The organism is Nonomuraea sp. NPDC005983 (genome assembly GCF_040614375.1).
GTDB lineage: Bacteria > Actinomycetota > Actinomycetes > Streptosporangiales > Streptosporangiaceae > Nonomuraea.
This window is the reverse complement of record NZ_JBEXUP010000075.1, coordinates 26,610-42,987: the sequence shown is the minus strand read 5'-3', so window position 1 is coordinate 42,987 and position 16,378 is coordinate 26,610. Positions and strand designations below refer to the sequence as shown.

The following is a 16,378-nucleotide window of genomic DNA, read 5'->3' as shown; positions in this document are numbered from 1 at the left end:
CGGCGGGCGGCGGGGCCGCGGCGACCCCGGCGAGCCTGGCCGCGGCTTCGCGAAGGGCGCGCACCTCCGACACGCAGGACGCGCACCACGCCAGGCGCCTCTCGAACAGCGCCCTGTCGGCCGCCGGGAGCGCGTGCACGGCGTAGGCGCCCGAGAGGGTGTGGGGTCCGTCCTCGTCCATCGCTCCACTCCCGTGCCGTCACGCCCGCATGCCGCCCATGTCTGTACTTCGCCTCCTTGGGCATGTCGGATGGCAGGGAGACTCGCTCTTTTCCGAACGTGAGCCGATCTCAACGGAGGGCGCGGCCATGAGTTGTGTGATCGCGGGCGGCGGCCCGGCGGGCGCGGTCCTCGCCCTGTTGCTGGCCAGGGCCGGCGTCGAGGTGACGCTGCTGGAGAAGCACGCCGACTTCCTGCGCGACTTCAGGGGCGACACGATCCACCCGTCCACCCTGCAGGTGCTCGACGAGATCGGCCTGGTCGAGGAGTTCCTGCAGCTGCCCCACCGCAAGGCGCACGGGTTTCGCATCGTGACCGACGACGGCGAGGTCAGGGTGACGAACCTGCGCGGCCTGCCGGGCAACTACGACTACATCGCCTTCGTGCCGCAGTGGGACTTCCTCACGCTCATCACCTCGACCGCGCAGCGCTACCCGAACTTCCGGCTGCTGATGAGCGCCGAGGCGACCGGCCTGATCCGCGAGGGCGACACGGTGCGCGGCGTCCGCTACCGGGACGGATCGGGAGAGCACGAACTGCGGGCGGAGCTGACCGTCGGCGCCGACGGCCGCGACTCGACGCTGCGCGCCGCCGCGCGGCTGGTCCCGCGCGACTTCGGCGCGCCGATGGACGTCCTGTGGTTCCGGCTGCCCCGCCAGGAGGGCGACCCGGAGCAGCCGTTCCTGCGGCTGTCGAGCGGGCACCTGATGGTGGCGATCAACCGGGAGACCTACTGGCAGCTCGCCTTCGTCATCCCCAAGGGCGGGTTCGACCGCCTGGCGGGCCAGGGCATCGAGGCGCTCCGCGAGCCGGTCGCCCGGCTGCTGCCGTTCCTGCGCGAGCGGGCCGGGCTGATCGAGAGCTTCGACGACGTCAGCATGCTGACGGTCGTGCTCAACCGGCTGCGCCGCTGGCACCGGCCCGGCTTCCTGTCCATCGGGGACGCCTCGCACGCCATGTCGCCGGTGTTCGGCGTGGGGATCAACCTGGCCGTGCAGGACGCGGTCGCCACGGCGAACCTGCTGGCGGGCCCGCTCCAGGCGGGCATGCACGTCTCCGAGCAGGTGCTGCACCGGATCCAGCGGCGGCGGATGCCGCCCACCGTGGTGACGCAGGCGGCGCAGCGGTTCGTCCAGAACCGGCTGATCGGGCCCGCCCTCGACAGCAGGCTGGGCACGCCGCGGCTGCCGCGCGACCTGGCGCGGGTGCCGCTGTTCAACCGGGTGACGCGCCGCTTCATCGGGCTGGGTGTCCGTCCGGAGCACGTCACGGCGCCGGCGCGCGAGCCGACGTGAGGTGTCCTGGCAAGTTTATGGTCAGGAGTGGGTAAAGTCCGGCCCGGCAATGGGGTGGTTCGGTGGGCGAATGTCCGTTCTCGCAATACCGGCCCCCCGTGCGAGGAAAGTCCGTTCTCACTACGTGGACATCAGGGTCGGCCGTGCCGGGCCAGTGGAATACCCTCGTATGTCGTGAGCGCACAGAGCAATCCTGCGGAACTCGATTCCTGGCGAGCCCTCCCCGCGGCCCAGCAGCCTGACTGGCCCGACCGCGGCGAGCTCGACAAGGTCGTCGCCGAGCTCGGCGGCCTGCCCCCACTCGTCTTCGCCGGCGAATGCGACCAGCTCAAGGAGCAGCTGGCCGCCGTCGTCAGGGGTGAGGCCTTCGTCCTGCAGGGCGGCGACTGCGCCGAGACCTTCGCGGGGGCCACCGCCGACAACGTCCGCAACAAGCTCAAGACGCTGCTGCAGATGGCGATCGTGCTCACCTACGCGGCCAAGGTGCCGGTGGTGAAGATCGGCCGGGTGGCGGGGCAGTTCGCCAAGCCCCGTTCCAAGGGCACCGAGACCCGCGACGGGGTCGAGCTGCCGGCCTACCGGGGCGACATGGTCAACGGCTTCGACTTCACCTCCGAGGCCCGCACGCCCGACCCGTGGCGGCTGCTCAAGGCGTACCACTCCTCGGCCGTGACGCTGAACCTCGCGCGGGCGTTCGCCAAGGGCGGCTACGCCGACCTGCGCCAGGTGCACGCCTGGAACCAGGACTTCGTGGGCGAGTCGCCCGCGGGCCGCCGCTACGAGCAGCTTGCCCGCGAGATCGACCAGGCGCTCGCGTTCATGCACGCCTGCGGGGCCGACCCCGAGGAGTTCCACACGGTCGAGTTCTACTCCTCGCACGAGGCGCTGATCCTCGACTACGACCGGGCGCTGACCCGCATCGACTCGCGTACCGGGCAGCCGTACGACGTTTCGGCCCACATGGTGTGGATCGGCGAGCGCACCCGCCAGCTCGACGGCGCGCACGTCGACTTCTTCTCCCGCATCCGCAACCCGATCGGCGTCAAGCTCGGGCCCACCACCAGCCCCGAGACGGCTCTGTCGCTGATCGAGCGGCTCAACCCCGACAACGAGCCCGGCCGGCTGACGTTCATCACCCGGATGGGCGCGTCCAAGGTCCGTGAGCTGCTGCCGACGCTGGTCAAGGAGGTCACGGCCACGGGCGCGCAGGTCGCCTGGGTGTGCGACCCGATGCACGGCAACACGTTCGAGGCGCCCAGCGGCCACAAGACGCGGCGGCTCGACGCCGTGCTCGACGAGGTGGCGGGCTTCTTCGAGGTGCACCGCGCGCTCGGCACCCACCCGGGCGGCATCCACATCGAGTTCACCGGCGACGACGTGACCGAGTGCGTCGGCGGCGGGCACGAGATCGCCGAGGGCGACCTGGCGACCCGCTACGAGACGGCCTGCGACCCGCGCCTGAACCGCGGCCAGTCCCTTGACCTGGCCTTCCGGGTGGCGGAGCTGTACCGAGGCTGACTCCGATCACGTCCTGCGACGCGGGCGCGGCATGTCGCCGCGCCCGCCCGGCCTGACCTTCCCGAAAAACCGGCGTCCGGACTCCGGGCCACGGCCGGGGGGCGGCAAGCCCTCCGTCGGCTACGCCGGAGTCGGCAGGAAGGGCTGAGCAGGCGGCAGGCCCGCCGATCACGGCGGGCCCGGGCGGTCACTGCTGTTCGGAGCTGTTCATCTCGGCGTTCTTCAGCTCTTCGCTGAGCTCGGCCCTGATCGCGTCCATGTCGAGCGCGCGGACCTGGCTGATGAGGTCCTCGAGAGTCGGCTCGGGGATGGCGCCGGGCTGGGCGAACACCACGATGCCGTCGCGGATGGCCATCAGCGTGGGAATGGACGTGATCTCGAAGCCCTGGGCGAGGTTCTGCTGGGCATCCGTGTCGATCTTGCCGAACGTGATGTCGTCGTGCTTCTCGGACGCCTTCTCGAAGATCGGCCCGAACATCCGGCACGGCGGGCACCAGGTCGCCCAGAAATCGAGCAGGACGATCCCCTTGTCGGCGATGTCGTTGAAGTTCTGCTCGGTTACTTCGATGGTCGCCACACGTGGCTCCTCAAGTCGTCGCTGAAGTTTCACCCCAGTCAACCAGGTACCCCTCTCCAGCATTCCATGCCCACGACCTTGATCCAACAAGGGACCCCGCGCGCGGCCCTCACGAACCGCGCCCGTATGATCACGATTTCTCACCCTCGCCTGGCCACAAGCCTCGGCGGGGACGTACGACGAAAGGATTTGCATGCACACCCGCAGCAAGCTCGCGGTCCTGGCCAGTGCGGTGATGGTCTCCGGCTGGCTGGTGGCCTCCGCCGCCCCGGCGGGCGCGATCTCTGCCGCCGCGGCCGGCCCGTGCGGAAGCGGTTACAACCGGGTCGGCGTCTACGCCATCCCCAAGTCCGGCCCCAGGACGGGCACCCTGGAGGTGTACTACAGCTCCGGGACCGGGAAGAACTGCGCCCTCGCCTACGGCTACGGCTCCACCGCCGGCAAGAAGACCTACAAGTCGGTGACCATCGGGGTGTCCAGCGGCACCCAGGCCGACCATGACTACGGCCAGTTCGCGCAGTACGCGGGCCCGGTGTACGTCTCGGCCCGCAACAAGTGCATCAACGTGTCCGGGTGGATCGGCAAGACCCACCGCGACCTGACGAAGGTGCACTGCGGCTGAGCGTTCCCCGGATGAGAGCCGTTCGCGCCCCTGGTGAGGGCGCGAACGGCCCCAGGGCAAAGCACGCATGACAAGCGCTTTACGGGTCTTTTAGGCTCCATATTTCTAGATAAATATGGATAGAGCATTAAATTAGCGAACCTTGACATGGGCCGACGCGGGTATGAGCAGGGTATGGACTGGGTCACCTGCTCGCATTCGCCTGCCTGCACAGGAATTGCTCGGCCTCCGTACGGGCTCTGCTTAGCGCACCTGTCCCCCGAGAACCTCGCGTCCGAACTGGCCGCGATGGTTCCCGGACGCCTGCTCGACCTGCGCGGGACCACCGTGACCGGCGATCTCCTCGGCCGGGTGGTCGAGGCGGTCCTCGGCAGGCCGGGCCGGGCCAGGCTGGACGGCGCCAGGTTCACCGGAGACGTCCGGTTAGCCGGAGTGACGTTCGCGGGCGACGTGTCTCTCGACGGCGCCAGGTTCGACCGGCTCGCGTCCTTCTTCGGCGCCCGGTTCGAGGGCAACGTGTCGATGGCCGGAGCCAGGTTCGCCCGCGAGCTGTCGTTCCACGGCGTCAGGGTGCGCGGCCATCTCTCGCTCGACAGAGCGGTGATGGCCCGCGACGCGCTGTTCAGCCAGACCGCGTTCGGGCACGGGCTGTCGTGCGAGCGGGCCAGGTTCGACGGGTACGCCACCTTCGACGGCGCCAGGTTCGGCGAAGGCGCGAGCTTCCGCGGCGCCAGGTTCGGCCGGACGCTGTCGTTCCGCAAGGTCACGGGCAGCGCCGGGTTCGACGCCGCGCACTTCGCCGCCGACGCCTACCTGTCGGCCAGCGGCCGCTTCTCCGCCTCCCGCGCCCGCGCCGACGGCGCGCTGGACGTGGCGGTCACGGGCTGCGGCGTGGACCTGCGGCGGGTGGAGGTCGCCGGGACCACCGTGCTCAGGCTGACCGACTCGCACGCCGACCTGGAGGGCGCGGTCCTGCGCGGACCCGCCGCCGTCAGAGGCCGGGGCAGGGCCTCGCTGACCTCGCTGCGTCAGGTGGACGCGGCCGACCTGGCCCTGTCGGGCCTGGACCTGTCGTCGTGCAGGTTCGCCGGGCTGGTCCATCCGGGGGGCGTCCGCTTACAGGACTGCACGTTCGCGCTGACGCCGCGCGGCGTGCGGGTGAGCCTGCGCTGGCCGATGCTGCGCTGGATCTCCCGCCGGCGGGCGCTGGCCGACGAGCACACGCTGCGCGGCTGGGCCGCCGCCGCCGCCGACGGCACGACCACCGCCGACCGCCTCGCGACGCTGTACGCCGGATTACAGAGCCAGGTGGACGACCACGGCACCTCCGCCGACTTCGCCTTCGCCGCCATGGAGATGCGCCGCCAGGCCTCGCACCGCTGGTGGCTGTCGGCGTACTGGCTGCTGTGCGGGTACGGCATGCGGATGGGCCGGGCGGCGGCCTGGTTCGCGCTCCTGGCCGCCCTCACGGCCGGAGCGGTGTTCTGGACGTCCACCTCGCACGCCGAAGGCCGAGCCTCCATCCCGAATCCCGCCGTCCACCATCACTAGCGCGGTGAGGGCCGAGCCGGGGGGCGCGCCTCCCGCTCGGCCGTCAGAGCTCCGCGACGACGCGTTCGATCGCCCGGAAGTGGGAGGTGCGCCAGCCGCTGCCCATGATCTTGCGGGAGAGTTGCTGTCTCGGGTCGTCGGGGTCGAAGCCCTCGTGGTCGAGGAAGAGCCTGGTGCCCCGGCCCTCGGGTTCGAGGCGCCAGGTGACGGTCCAGTCGGCGTCTGTGCCGTCGGTCCAGCTGATCCTCAGCAGCTTCTCCGTCTCGAACTCCAGCACCTCGCAGTAGACGATCCCGTCGAAGCCGACCGCCTTCCTGGGTTCGGTGGTGAAGGTGAAGCGGTGGCCGACCTCCAGCCTGAAGTCGTTGGGCATGAGCCAGCGGGCCATCAGCTCCGGCTCGGTGATCGCCCGCCACACCTTCGCGGGCGGGTGCGCGAGGTACTGGTCGACCCTGATCGCGCGGGTGTCTTCAGTCATCGTCCTCTTCCATGATCGTCGTCTTCCATCTCGTCGAGCAGCATGCTGAGGTCGGCGAGCTTCGCTCTCCAGAAGCGCTCGTACGGTGTGAGCCAGTCGCGGATCTCCATCAGCGGCTCGGCCTCCAACCGGTAGTGCCGCTCCCTGCCTCTGCGGCTCTCGGCTACCAGCCCGGCGTCCTTGAGCACCTTGAGGTGCTCGGAGACGCTCGGCCTGCTCATGTCGAAGCGCTCGGCAAGCCGCCCGGCGGGCTGCGCGCCCTCCTCGCGCAACAGGCGCAGCAGCTCACGGCGGGCGGGGCTGGCCAGCGCGGCGAACACGTGGTCGGCCGTCATGCCTGGATGACCGCGTACCCGTTGCCGAAGGGGTCGTTGAACAGGAGCTGGCGGCCCCACGGCTCGTCGCTCGGCCCCTCGACGGCCACGCCGTGCTCGCCCAGGGTGGCGGCGAGCTCGTCGAGGTCGCGCGAGATGAGCACCATGCCGCCGATCGGCGCCATGTCGGGGAACCAGGACGCGAGCAGCAGCGTGCTCTCGGCGCCCTTCGGGGCGACGGTCAGCCAGCGGCCCATCGGGAACGGGTTGTCGGTACGGAGCTCGAAGCCCAGCGCGCCGGTGTAGAAGGCGAGGGCCCGCTCCTGGTCGGAGACGGGCACGGTCACGGTGGCGATGGTGGAGATGTTCATGTCAGCCACTATATGTAGGAAAAATCCTACATATCAACCTCTACGGGGAAACTCAGGGAAATCCCCGGCTTACCCCCGCGGGCCGCCGTTCGTAAAATGGGGGCCATGTTGATCGACGACTTCGTGTCCGACCTGGGACGGGCCCTGGCCGGGCCGTCGGGCCCCAAGCGCGACCTGGTCGTCGAGGCCCGCGACAGCCTGTCCGACACCGCCGACGCCCTGGAGGCCGAGGGGCTCGACCGGGCGGAGGCCGAGCGGCGGGCGGTGGCGGAGTTCGGGGAGATCTCCGAGATCGCACCCGGCTACCAGGCGGAGCTGACCGCGGTGGCGGGCAGGCGGCTCGGCTGGCTGCTGTTCATCAGCGTCCCGATGACCGTGCTCATGTGGTCGGTGATCTGGCGTTTCTACCCGGTCGACGCGAACGCGTGGGCGCACAAGCCCGGCTGGTTCATGTTCGTCTCCCGCCTGCTCGACACCCTGCAGCTCGCCACCGGCCTGCTCGGCGCGCTGGCGCTGTTCGCGCTCGGCCGGGGCACCCGCTGGATCCGCAGACCGCGGCTGGTGACGAGGTCACTGGGAATCCTGGTGTGGGCGATGCTGCCCACGACCGGCATCCTGAGCCTGTTGCTGTCGTACGGCTCGGGCGTGCCCGACAGCCTGCCCGTCTACCTGCCCTCGATCCTGGCCAACCTGGTGACCTCGGCTCTGTGGGGGATGCAGCTCTACGGCGCGGCCCGCTGCCTCAAGGTCACCCGGACGATCTGACGTCCGACTGCATCACGCTGCCGATCACACTGGCGAACTCCCGCCAGGCCGACCGCTCGCCTTCGAGCTGCTTCCTGCCCGAGTCGGTCAGCCGGTAGGTGCGCCGCTTGCGGCCACCGACCGTGGCCCACTCGCTGACCAGGTGGCCGATGCGCTCCAGCCTGCGCAGGGCCGGATAGACGGTGCCCGTCGGCACGCTGAGCGCGCCCCCGCTCCGCTCCTGCAGCGCCTCGATGATGGCGTATCCGTGCAGCGGCTCGCGCTCCAGCACGGAGAGCAGCAGGGCGTCCATGTGGCCGCGGAGCGCGTCGGGATTCATGGCACAGATCCTAGGTCCCCGTTCGCGATGTAGCCAGTCTACATGTAGGCTCTCTACATGTAGACAGACATAGTAACGGAGTTGACGCGATGGACGTACTCGACCTGGCCCGCCTGCAGTTCGCGGTGACAGGAAGCCTGCACTTCCTGTTCGTCGTGCTCACACTGGGCCTCGCACCACTGGTGGCGATCATGCACACCCAGTGGGCGCTGTCAGGCAAGCCGCTGCGCGAGGGGATGACCCGGTTCTGGGGGCAGATCTACGTCATCAACTACGCGCTGGGCATCGTCACCGGGCTGGTGATGGAGTTCCAGTTCGGGCTCTCATGGAGCGGGCTGTCGCACTACGCGGGGGACGTCTTCGGAGCGCCGCTCGCCATGGAGACCCTGGTCGCCTTCTTCCTGGAGTCCACGTTCCTGGGGCTGTGGATCTTCGGCTGGGGGCGGCTGCCGAAGGCGCTGCACGTGGCGTGCATCTGGATCGTCACGCTGACGGCCTACGCCAGCGCGTTCTTCATCATGGCGGCCAACTCGTTCCTGCAGAACCCGGCGGGCGCAGTCGCCAGGGGCGGCCGTCTGGAACTGGTCGACGCCGGAGCGCTGTTCACGAACAAGACCCTGGTCTTCGCCTTCCCGCACGTGATCGGGGCGGGGCTGTTCACCGGCGCGATGGTGCTGGTCGGGGCGAGCGCCTACAACCTGCGCCGCCGTAGCGACCAGGTGCAGTTCTTCACCAAGTCGCTGCGCACGGGCGTGCTGTTCGCCTCCCTCGGCATCTTCCTGACGGTCGGCTTCGGCTACGCCCAGTTCGGCGGGCTCCAGGACGGCAAGTTCAAGGGCGCCTCCGCCGCCGCCGCGGGCGTGCCGCTCTCCTCCATGATGCTGATAGGCGACCTGCTCATGTTCGTCGTCCTCTTCCTGATGCTGCCGCTCATCTACTTCCTGCCGCGCTGGCGGTGGACGCACCCCCTCCTCATCGCGATGACGCCGGTGCCGTTCGTGGTGGCGATCCTCGGCTGGCTGGCCAGGGAGATCGGCCGCCAGCCGTGGATGATCTGGGAGAAGCTGACCGTCGCCGACGCCATGACGCCCGGACTGACCTCGGGCATGATCACGTTCTCGCTGGTGGGTTTCGTGACCGTACTGGGGCTGCTGGCCCTCGTCGACTACGTCCTGATCGCCAGGGTGGTCCGCCGCGGCCCGCGCGATCTGGCCCTGGGCGCCGCCGACGAGCAGCGCTCCCCCGCGCTGAGCTACTAGGAGTCGCTGACATGGAACTGATCTGGTTCGCGCTGTTCGCCGTGCTGCTGGCCGGATACTTCGCCATCGAAGGCTTCGACCTGGGAGTCGGCCTGCTGCTGCCGGTGCTCGGCAAGGGGCAGCAGGGCCGCGACCACATGGTCGCCGCCATGGCGCCGTTCGTGCTGGCCAACGAGGTGTGGCTGGTGGCCGTCGCCGGGGCGCTGTTCGGCGTCTACCCGGCGCTCGAAGGCGAGGTTCTGTTCGGGCTGTACCCGCTGGTCGTGGTCATGCTGCTGGCGTGGGTCGTCCGTGACGCCGGGCTGTGGTTCCGGCGCAGGATCGACGGCCCCGCCTGGCGGCGCTTCTGGGACCTGATGGTCGCGGCCGGCTCACTGGGGCTCTCGTTCGGCTGGGGAGTCGCGCTGTACGCCGCCGCCACCGGGTTCGGCTCGTCGCTGCTGCACCCGCTCGGGCTGATGCTGGGCGTGGTGACGACCCTGCTGTTCGCCTACCACGGGTGGACCTTCCTCTGCTGGCGGGCACCGGGGTTCGCGGGGGCGTCCCGGTCAGGCAGGGCGCTGCTCGTGTCGGGGCTCGTCGCCGCGCTACCGGTCGTCGGGGTGACCGTGGGGAGCATGCGATACCTTCTGGACAGCAGTGCGCCGCCGGCCACGCTGAGTGTGCTCAGTCTCATGGTGCTGCCGTTCGCACCCATCGTGGTGGTGGCGCAAGTATGGGTGTGGCGCACCTTCCGGCCGGGCAGGGACGCCGTCCGGATCCCGTCGTTCTTCTGAGGACACGTGCATAAAGATCTCCTGCGGCTCATGCGGGCCGAGCAGTCGGTGCGCCGTCACCTGGCCGTCACGCTGGTCGCTGCGGTGCTGGCCGGGCTGCTCGTGCTCGCGCAGGCGGAACTGCTCGCCGGGGTGCTGTCAGGACGGTTCACCGCCGCGGCGCTCGCGGCGCTGGCCGGGGTGGTGGCGCTGCGCGCGCTGCTCGCCTGGACTCAGGGGGTCTTCGCCGGCCGCACCGCCACCGGCGTCAAGTCGGCTCTGCGGAGCCGCCTGCTGTCCCGGCTGCAGGAGCTCGGGCCCGCCAGGCTGGCGGGCCACCGTTCTGGCGAGCTCGTCACGCTCACCGGACGCGGCCTCGACGGCCTCGACGCCTACCTGACCGGCTACCTGCCGTCGATCGCGGTGGCCGGGGTGGTGCCGCTGGCGGTGCTGATCCGGCTGTTCGCCGCCGACCTGGGCAGCGCCGTCATCGTGCTGGTGACACTGCCGCTGATCCCGGTGTTCGGGGCGCTGGTCGGCATGACCACCAAGGCGGTCACCGAGCGGCAGTTCCACGCGCTGTCGAGGCTCGGGGGCCACTTCCTGGACGTCGTGCGCGGCCTGCCCACGCTGCGCGCCTTCGGCCGCGCCCGCTACCAGGCGACCGTCATCCAGCAGGTGGCCGACGCCCACCGCGCCGCCACCATGCGGACGCTGCGGGTGGCGTTCCTGTCGTCGCTGGTGCTGGAGTTGTGCGCGTCGCTGTCGCTGGCGCTGGTGGCGGTGCCGATCGGCCTGCGGCTGCTGGGCGGCTCGCTCGACCTGACGACGGGGCTGCTGGTGCTGCTGCTGGCGCCGGAGGCGTACCTGCCGCTGCGCATGATGGGCACCCGGTTCCACGCCTCCATGGAGGGGGTGACGGCGGCTGACGCCGCCTTCGCCGTCCTCGACGCCCCCGCGCCTGCTGGAGACCGGCCCTCGCCTGACCGCGCGTCGCAGCGATCCGGCGAACGGCCTCCGGCCGACGCCGTGGAGACTCCGGTCGACGGCGCGGACGTCGCCCCGAGCCTGCCGAGCGACACGCCGGAGATCCGGCTGGAGGATGTCACCGTCCACTACCCCGGCCGTGACGATCCGGCCCTCACAGGCGTCTGCCTCACCATCGGGCCCGGCGAGCGGGTGGCGCTGGTGGGCGAGAGCGGCGGCGGCAAGAGCACCCTGCTCAACCTGATCCTCGGCTTCGTCCACCCGTCTGAGGGAGCGGTCCTCGTCGACGGCACCGACCTGCGCGAGCTGGACCTCGACAGCTGGCGCGCCCGCCTCGCCTTCGTCCCCCAGCGCCCGCACCTGTTCGCGACGTCGGTGGCCGACAACATCCGCCTCGGCGCGCCCGGATCGTCCCTGGACGAGGTGCGTCAGGCGGCCACGGCCGCCCAGGCGGACGAGTTCGTGCAGGCCCTCCCCCACGGCTACGACACGGTCGTGGGCGAGCGCGGCACGAACCTGTCGGCGGGGCAGCGTCAGCGCATCGCCCTCGCCCGCGCCTTCCGCCGCCCCCAGGCCGCGGTGCTGCTGCTGGACGAGCCCACCGCCCGCCTCGACGGCCGCAGCGAGGCCGCCGTGGTCGCGGCGACGGCGGCCCTCGCGCGAAGCCGCACGGCGATCATCGTCGCCCACCGCCCGGCCATGATCGACCTCGCCGACCGCGTCATCCGCATCCACGAGGGCCGGGTGCTCTCCGACACCTGTCCCTCCAACCGGGACTCGCCGGGAAGTGACGGGGCCGTCGGGCGGGAGGAGGCCGTCGGGCAGGGCGGCGTTGATGGCGGGTCCGGGCTGAGGAGGGACGCGTGACACGGCGGATGGGGATGCGGCTCGCGTGGGCGGTGCTCGCGGGAGCCGCCGCCGACCTGGCGGGGCTGGGGCTGATCGCCGCCGCCGCCTGGCTGATCACGCGGGCCGCCGAGCAGCCGCCGCTGGCCGCGCTGAGCGTGGCGATCGTGGCGACGCGGGCGTTCGCCACCGGCAAGGGCGTCTTCCGGTACGCGGAGCGGCTCACCGGCCACGACGTCGCCCTGCGCGCCCAGGCGGGCACCCGGGAACGCCTCTACCAGGCGCTCATCCCCCCGCGGCAGCCCAGGCACGGCGGCGCGGACCTGCTCAGCCGGATGGTCGACGACACCGACGCCGTCCAGGACCTGCTGGTCCGCTGCCTGCTCCCCGCCGCGGCCGCCGCGGCGGCCGGTCTGGCGGCCGTGGTGATCGGCCTGGTCGTGCTGCCGGTCGCGGCGCTGGTGCTGCTGGCCGGCCTGGTGGTGGCCGGCGTGCTGCTGCCCGCCGGCACGGCCGCCGCCGCCCGCCGCTGGTCGGCCAGGATCGCCCCGGCGCGGGCGGCCCTGGCGGGACGCGTCGCCGACCTGGTGCACGGCTCGGCCGACCTGTCCGCGTACGGCGCGGGCGAGCAGGCCCTGGCCCAGGCGAGGGAGGCGGACGCCGCCCTGGCCGCCCTGGAGGTCCGCCAGGCCAGGGTGCACGCCGCCGCCCTGGCGGGTGGCACCCTGGTGCAGGGCCTGACCGTGGCGGTCGTCGTCCTGCTCGCCCAGTCGGCCGGCGCCGGCACGGTCGCCACCGCGGTGCTGGCCCTGACCTCCCTGGTCGCCTTCGAGCCGGTCCTCCCGCTGGCGGCGGCGGGCGAGCGCCTCGCCGGCATCAGCGCGGCACTCAGGCGCCTCAGGGACGTCCGCACCGAGCCCGCCGCGATCGCGGAGCCCGCGGACCCCGCCCCGCTTCCCTCGGGGCCCTTCACCGTCGAGGTCCATGACCTGGTGGTCCGGCACTCCGCCGACCAGGCGGCGCCGGCCGTCGACCGCGTCTCGCTGACGCTGACGCCCGGGAAGCGGGTGGCCCTCGTGGGCCCGAGCGGAGCGGGCAAGAGCAGCCTGCTCGCCGCGCTGATGCGGCTGGTCGAGCCGGAGTCGGGCACGGTCACGGTCAACGGCGTGGACATCAGCCGGCTGGACTCCGACACGGTCCGCACGGTGATGACCGGTCTCACCCAGGACCCGTACGTCTTCCAGACCACGCTGCGCGACAACCTGCGCCTCGCCGGGCCGGAGGCCGACGACGCGCGGCTGCTGCACGCCGTCCGCGACGCGCGGCTCGACCAGTGGGTCGAGCGGGTCGGCTGGGACGCCCACCTGGGCGAGGACGGCCGGACCGTCTCCGGCGGCCAGCTGCAACGCCTGGCCCTGGCCCGTGCGCTGCTCTACGACCCGCCCGTGCTCCTGCTCGACGAGCCGGCGGAGGCGCTCGACGAGGAGACCGCCGACTCGCTCATGGCCGACCTGCTCGACGTCACGCACGAGCGCACCACGCTGCTCGTCACCCACCGCCTCAAGGGCCTGGAACAGGTGGACGAGATCATCGTGCTGGAGGACGGGCACGTCGTCCAGCGGGGGCACCATGACGACCTCGTCCGGGCCGACGGCTACTACCGCGACCTGTGGGAGTCGGAGGTGCTGGCCGGCGGTCAGGCGCCGGCGAGCCGCAGCCGGGGTTCCGCCTCGCGCTCCAGCTGACGCAGAACCTGCGCATTCCGGCATAGCGACCGCGCTGTCCAAGTCGTGGACAGCGCGCTGTTCACGGCGCAATGTGGTTTATAGTACAAACCAGTTTGAGCGCGAGAGAGGTTGCCATGGCAGACGACGATGAGCGGGCCCCCACCCCCGAGGAGACACTGCGGCTCATCGAAGAGCAGCAGGCGGCCACCGTGAAGCGGCTGCAGGGCGACCCGCTGACCCGGTACCTGCCGTGGGGGGTCGCCTGGCTGCTCGGATTCACCGCGCTCTTCCTGCACTACGGGCCCGACGGCCGGCCGCTCGTGCCGATCACGCAGATGCAGGCGGTGGGCGTGCTGATGTTCGGGCAGGTGATCGCGGGAGCCGTGGCCGCCTACGGCATCACCAAGGCCACCACACTGGTCCGGGGCCAGAGCACGGCCCAGGGGGCGATGTACGGGTACTCGTGGCTCGCCGGGATGGCGCTGATGTTCCTCATCGCGGCCCGCCTCTCCCCACTCCTGCCTTCCGACGAGACCGGGCTGGTCTGGGCCTCGGTGTCCCTGCTGGTGGTGGGCGTCCTCTACATGGCAGGAGGGGCGATCTGGCTCGACTGGCCGACGTTCTTCATCGGCACCTGGGTCGTGGCCGTCGACGGGCTCGGGGTGCTGCTGGGGCCCGCGTGGCACGCGCTGCTCGTCGCCGTTCTGCTGGGTGGCGGGTTCATCGCGGTGGGCGTGTGGCTCAGGTGGCGCCGGTGACAGCCGAGCTGCCGGAGCTCGACCCGGTGATCCACGCGCAGGCCAGGCTGCGGGTGGTGGCCTCGCTCAACACCCTGGCCGAGGGCGACGAGATGTCCTTCCCGGCGTTGAAGGACCTGCTCGGCATGACCGCGGGCAACCTCTCCGTCCACCTCAGCAAGCTCGAGGAGGCGGGATACGTCCACATCACCAAGACACACAAGGGCCGCACCCCCGTCACGTACGTCGCGCTGACCAGGCGCGGACGGCTGGCCTTCGACGACTACACCAGGGCCATCCGGGCCCTGCTCGACACCGCAGGAGGCACGCCATGACCGCGTCCGCTGACCCCTCGACCGTGCTCGCCAGGGCCGTCGAGGTCACCCGCCGCTACGGCGACGTCCTCGCGCTCGACCGCCTCTCCCTGGACATCCGCGCGGGCGAGCTGGTGGGCCTGCTCGGCCCTAACGGCGCGGGCAAGTCCACGCTGATCAACCTGTTCGTCGGCCTGCGCAGGGCGTCGAGCGGGACGGTCGAGCTGCTCGGCGGCTCCCCCCAGGACCCAGCGGTACGGCGCGGCATCGGCGTGACGCCGCAGGAGACGGGGCTGCCCGAGGCGCTCAGGGTGGGAGAGATCGTCGACTTCGTCTCCGCACACTTCCCGAAGAAGGCCGACAAGGGGGAGCTGCTGGACCGGTTCGGGCTCGCCGACCTGGTCGGACGCCAGATCGGCGGGCTGTCCGGCGGGCAGAAGCGGCGCCTGGCCGTGGCGCTGGCGTTCGCCGGCGAGCCGCGGCTCGTCTTCCTGGACGAGCCCACCACCGGGCTGGACGTCGAGGCCAGGCGGGCGCTGTGGGACGGCATCACGTCCTTCCACGGCAACGGTGGCACCGTCCTGCTCACCAGCCACTACCTGGAGGAGATCGAGGCGCTCGCGCAGCGGGTCGTCGTGGTCGGCCACGGCCGGGTGCTCGCCGACGACACCGTGCGGGCCGTCCGCGACATGGTCGGCGTGCGGCGCGTCTCGCTGGCCGCCGACGACCTGCCGGAGCTGCCGGGCGTGCTCAGCAGCGAACGCGAGGACGGCCGGATCCACCTCGTCACCACCGACCCCGACCGGCTCGTCGTGGAGCTGGTGCGCAGCGGCACGCCGTTCTCGGGCCTGGAGATCAGGCCCACATCCCTGGAGGAAGCCTTCCTCGCCATCACCTCGAAGGAGACCGCGCATGCCTAGCCTGATCCTCGCGCACACCCGTTACCAGCTCCTGGAGCAGATCCGGGTGCCGATCGGCCTGATCGCCAGCTCGTTCTTCCCCGCCGCCTCGATGCTGGCGTTCGTGGTGCCGTTCGCCTCCGACGACCCCGTCGCGGCCACCCGCGCGACAGGGTCGATGATGCTGGTCGGCGCGATGTCGGGCGCGCTCGTCGGGCTCAGCATCCAGGTCGCCCAGGACCGCGAGCAGCCGTGGAACCCGTACCTGCGCACGCTGCCCGCGGGGCCGCTCCCCCGCTTCGCGGGGCGGATCCTGTCGACCATGGCGGTCATGCTCGTCTCGGTCGTGCCCGTGCTGGTGATCGCGGCGCTGTTCACCGAGGCCGCCATCACCCCGCCGAGGCTGGCCCTGGGGCTGCTCGCGCTGCTCGCCGGGTCGGTCCCGTTCATGCTGGGCGGGCTGTTCCTGGGTTTCCTGCTGCCCTCGAAGGCGGCGATCGGGGTGTCGCAGGTGCTGTTCTTCCCGTTCGCGATCCTCGGCGGGCTGTTCCTGCCCGCGCAGTTCATGCCCGACTTCGTGCAGACGCTGTCGCCGTACGTGCCGAGCAGGGGCGCGGGAGAGCTGGTCTGGGCGGCGACGACGGGCGAGGCTCCGAGCCCGGTGGCGCTGGTGATGCTGGCGGCGTGGACCGTGGTCGCGGCGCTCGCCGCCGGCTGGGCCTACCGGCGGGACGAGGGGCGCAGGTTCTCCTGACCGTGGCCGTGTGTCGCCGAGCCCGCGACAGGGTGCACGTCGCCGAGCCCGCGACAGTGCGTACGTCGCCG

At 71.4% G+C, this 16,378-nt stretch carries 18 protein-coding genes and 1 pseudogene; 13 read left to right on the top strand and 6 right to left on the bottom strand.

The genetic code is table 11. The features are described 5' to 3' along the window. A pseudogene (locus tag ABZ297_RS28695) lies at positions 1 to 181 on the bottom strand (hypothetical protein); the annotation flags it as partial. Positions 182 to 308: 127 nt separating this feature from the next. Here ABZ297_RS28695 and ABZ297_RS28690 point away from each other — a divergent pair. Both ABZ297_RS28690 and ABZ297_RS28685 read left to right on the top strand, forming a co-directional pair. Beyond that, on the top strand, positions 309 to 1,514 hold the full coding sequence (locus ABZ297_RS28690) for an FAD-dependent oxidoreductase (RefSeq protein WP_355351980.1): 1,206 nt from the start codon (positions 309 to 311) through the stop codon (positions 1,512 to 1,514). A 174-nt stretch (positions 1,515 to 1,688) separates the two neighbouring features. Then, positions 1,689 to 3,032, top strand: a complete 1,344-nt coding sequence (locus tag ABZ297_RS28685; RefSeq protein WP_355351977.1) for a class II 3-deoxy-7-phosphoheptulonate synthase — start codon at positions 1,689 to 1,691, stop codon at positions 3,030 to 3,032. 187 nt (positions 3,033 to 3,219) lie between these two features. Here ABZ297_RS28685 and trxA read toward each other — a convergent pair whose 3' ends face one another. Beyond that, a complete protein-coding gene (trxA, locus tag ABZ297_RS28680) occupies positions 3,220 to 3,609 on the bottom strand; it encodes a thioredoxin (RefSeq protein WP_355351974.1) in 390 nt (129 codons plus the stop codon). A 193-nt stretch (positions 3,610 to 3,802) separates the two neighbouring features. Between trxA and ABZ297_RS28675 the strand changes: the two genes are divergently transcribed. Then, the gene (locus ABZ297_RS28675) at positions 3,803 to 4,231 is read left to right on the top strand and encodes a hypothetical protein (RefSeq protein WP_355351971.1); all 429 of its coding nucleotides are present in this window, start codon (positions 3,803 to 3,805) and stop codon (positions 4,229 to 4,231) included. A 288-nt stretch (positions 4,232 to 4,519) separates the two neighbouring features. Continuing rightward, on the top strand, positions 4,520 to 5,782 hold the full coding sequence (locus ABZ297_RS28670) for a pentapeptide repeat-containing protein (RefSeq protein ID WP_355351968.1): 1,263 nt from the start codon (positions 4,520 to 4,522) through the stop codon (positions 5,780 to 5,782). 43 nt (positions 5,783 to 5,825) lie between these two features. Here ABZ297_RS28670 and ABZ297_RS28665 read toward each other — a convergent pair whose 3' ends face one another. Genes ABZ297_RS28665 through ABZ297_RS28655 form a run of 3 tightly spaced genes read right to left on the bottom strand, consistent with a single transcriptional unit; the run spans position 5,826 to position 6,945 of the window. Continuing rightward, positions 5,826 to 6,260, bottom strand: a complete 435-nt coding sequence (locus tag ABZ297_RS28665; RefSeq protein WP_355351965.1) for an SRPBCC domain-containing protein — start codon at positions 6,258 to 6,260, stop codon at positions 5,826 to 5,828. Next, the gene (locus ABZ297_RS28660) at positions 6,257 to 6,595 is read right to left on the bottom strand and encodes a metalloregulator ArsR/SmtB family transcription factor (RefSeq protein WP_355351962.1); all 339 of its coding nucleotides are present in this window, start codon (positions 6,593 to 6,595) and stop codon (positions 6,257 to 6,259) included. The genes ABZ297_RS28665 and ABZ297_RS28660 overlap by 4 nt, the downstream gene beginning before the upstream one ends. Next, a complete protein-coding gene (locus tag ABZ297_RS28655; protein ID WP_355351959.1) occupies positions 6,592 to 6,945 on the bottom strand; it encodes a VOC family protein in 354 nt (117 codons plus the stop codon). The genes ABZ297_RS28660 and ABZ297_RS28655 overlap by 4 nt, the downstream gene beginning before the upstream one ends. Before the next feature lie 105 nt (positions 6,946 to 7,050). Between ABZ297_RS28655 and ABZ297_RS28650 the strand changes: the two genes are divergently transcribed. Then, positions 7,051 to 7,710: a permease prefix domain 1-containing protein gene (locus tag ABZ297_RS28650; RefSeq protein ID WP_355351956.1), complete on the top strand. Its 660-nt coding sequence runs from the start codon at positions 7,051 to 7,053 to the stop codon at positions 7,708 to 7,710. Here the strand turns inward: ABZ297_RS28650 and ABZ297_RS28645 are convergent. Beyond that, a complete protein-coding gene (locus ABZ297_RS28645; RefSeq protein WP_355351953.1) occupies positions 7,694 to 8,029 on the bottom strand; it encodes a helix-turn-helix transcriptional regulator in 336 nt (111 codons plus the stop codon). The two genes, ABZ297_RS28650 and ABZ297_RS28645, sit on opposite strands and share 17 nt — an antisense overlap. 89 nt (positions 8,030 to 8,118) lie before the next feature. On the opposite strand from ABZ297_RS28645, the gene ABZ297_RS28640 reads away from it, so the two are divergent. The 8 genes from ABZ297_RS28640 (at position 8,119) to ABZ297_RS28605 (ending at position 16,307) form a co-directional block, all read left to right on the top strand. Continuing rightward, the gene (locus ABZ297_RS28640; RefSeq protein WP_355351950.1) at positions 8,119 to 9,288 is read left to right on the top strand and encodes a cytochrome ubiquinol oxidase subunit I; all 1,170 of its coding nucleotides are present in this window, start codon (positions 8,119 to 8,121) and stop codon (positions 9,286 to 9,288) included. An 11-nt stretch (positions 9,289 to 9,299) separates the two neighbouring features. Further along, positions 9,300 to 10,064, top strand: coding sequence for a cytochrome d ubiquinol oxidase subunit II (locus ABZ297_RS28635; protein ID WP_355351947.1), 765 nt, complete (start codon positions 9,300 to 9,302; stop codon positions 10,062 to 10,064). 6 nt (positions 10,065 to 10,070) lie between these two features. Next, a complete protein-coding gene (cydD, locus tag ABZ297_RS28630; RefSeq protein WP_355351944.1) occupies positions 10,071 to 11,897 on the top strand; it encodes a thiol reductant ABC exporter subunit CydD in 1,827 nt (608 codons plus the stop codon). After that, complete coding sequence (cydC, locus tag ABZ297_RS28625) at positions 11,894 to 13,621, top strand: thiol reductant ABC exporter subunit CydC (RefSeq protein WP_355351941.1); 1,728 nt, start codon at positions 11,894 to 11,896, stop codon at positions 13,619 to 13,621. Before cydD ends, cydC begins: the two co-directional genes overlap by 4 nt. A gap of 116 nt (positions 13,622 to 13,737) precedes the next feature. Continuing rightward, positions 13,738 to 14,361 (top strand): hypothetical protein, encoded by a 624-nt coding sequence (locus ABZ297_RS28620; RefSeq protein WP_355351938.1) that lies wholly within the window; start codon positions 13,738 to 13,740, stop codon positions 14,359 to 14,361. Then, positions 14,358 to 14,675, top strand: coding sequence for a transcriptional regulator (locus ABZ297_RS28615; RefSeq protein ID WP_355351935.1), 318 nt, complete (start codon positions 14,358 to 14,360; stop codon positions 14,673 to 14,675). Before ABZ297_RS28620 ends, ABZ297_RS28615 begins: the two co-directional genes overlap by 4 nt. Continuing rightward, a complete protein-coding gene (locus ABZ297_RS28610; protein WP_355351932.1) occupies positions 14,672 to 15,574 on the top strand; it encodes an ABC transporter ATP-binding protein in 903 nt (300 codons plus the stop codon). Before ABZ297_RS28615 ends, ABZ297_RS28610 begins: the two co-directional genes overlap by 4 nt. Beyond that, a complete protein-coding gene (locus tag ABZ297_RS28605; protein WP_355351930.1) occupies positions 15,567 to 16,307 on the top strand; it encodes an ABC transporter permease in 741 nt (246 codons plus the stop codon). The genes ABZ297_RS28610 and ABZ297_RS28605 overlap by 8 nt, the downstream gene beginning before the upstream one ends. Positions 16,308 to 16,378: the final 71 nt, after the last annotated feature.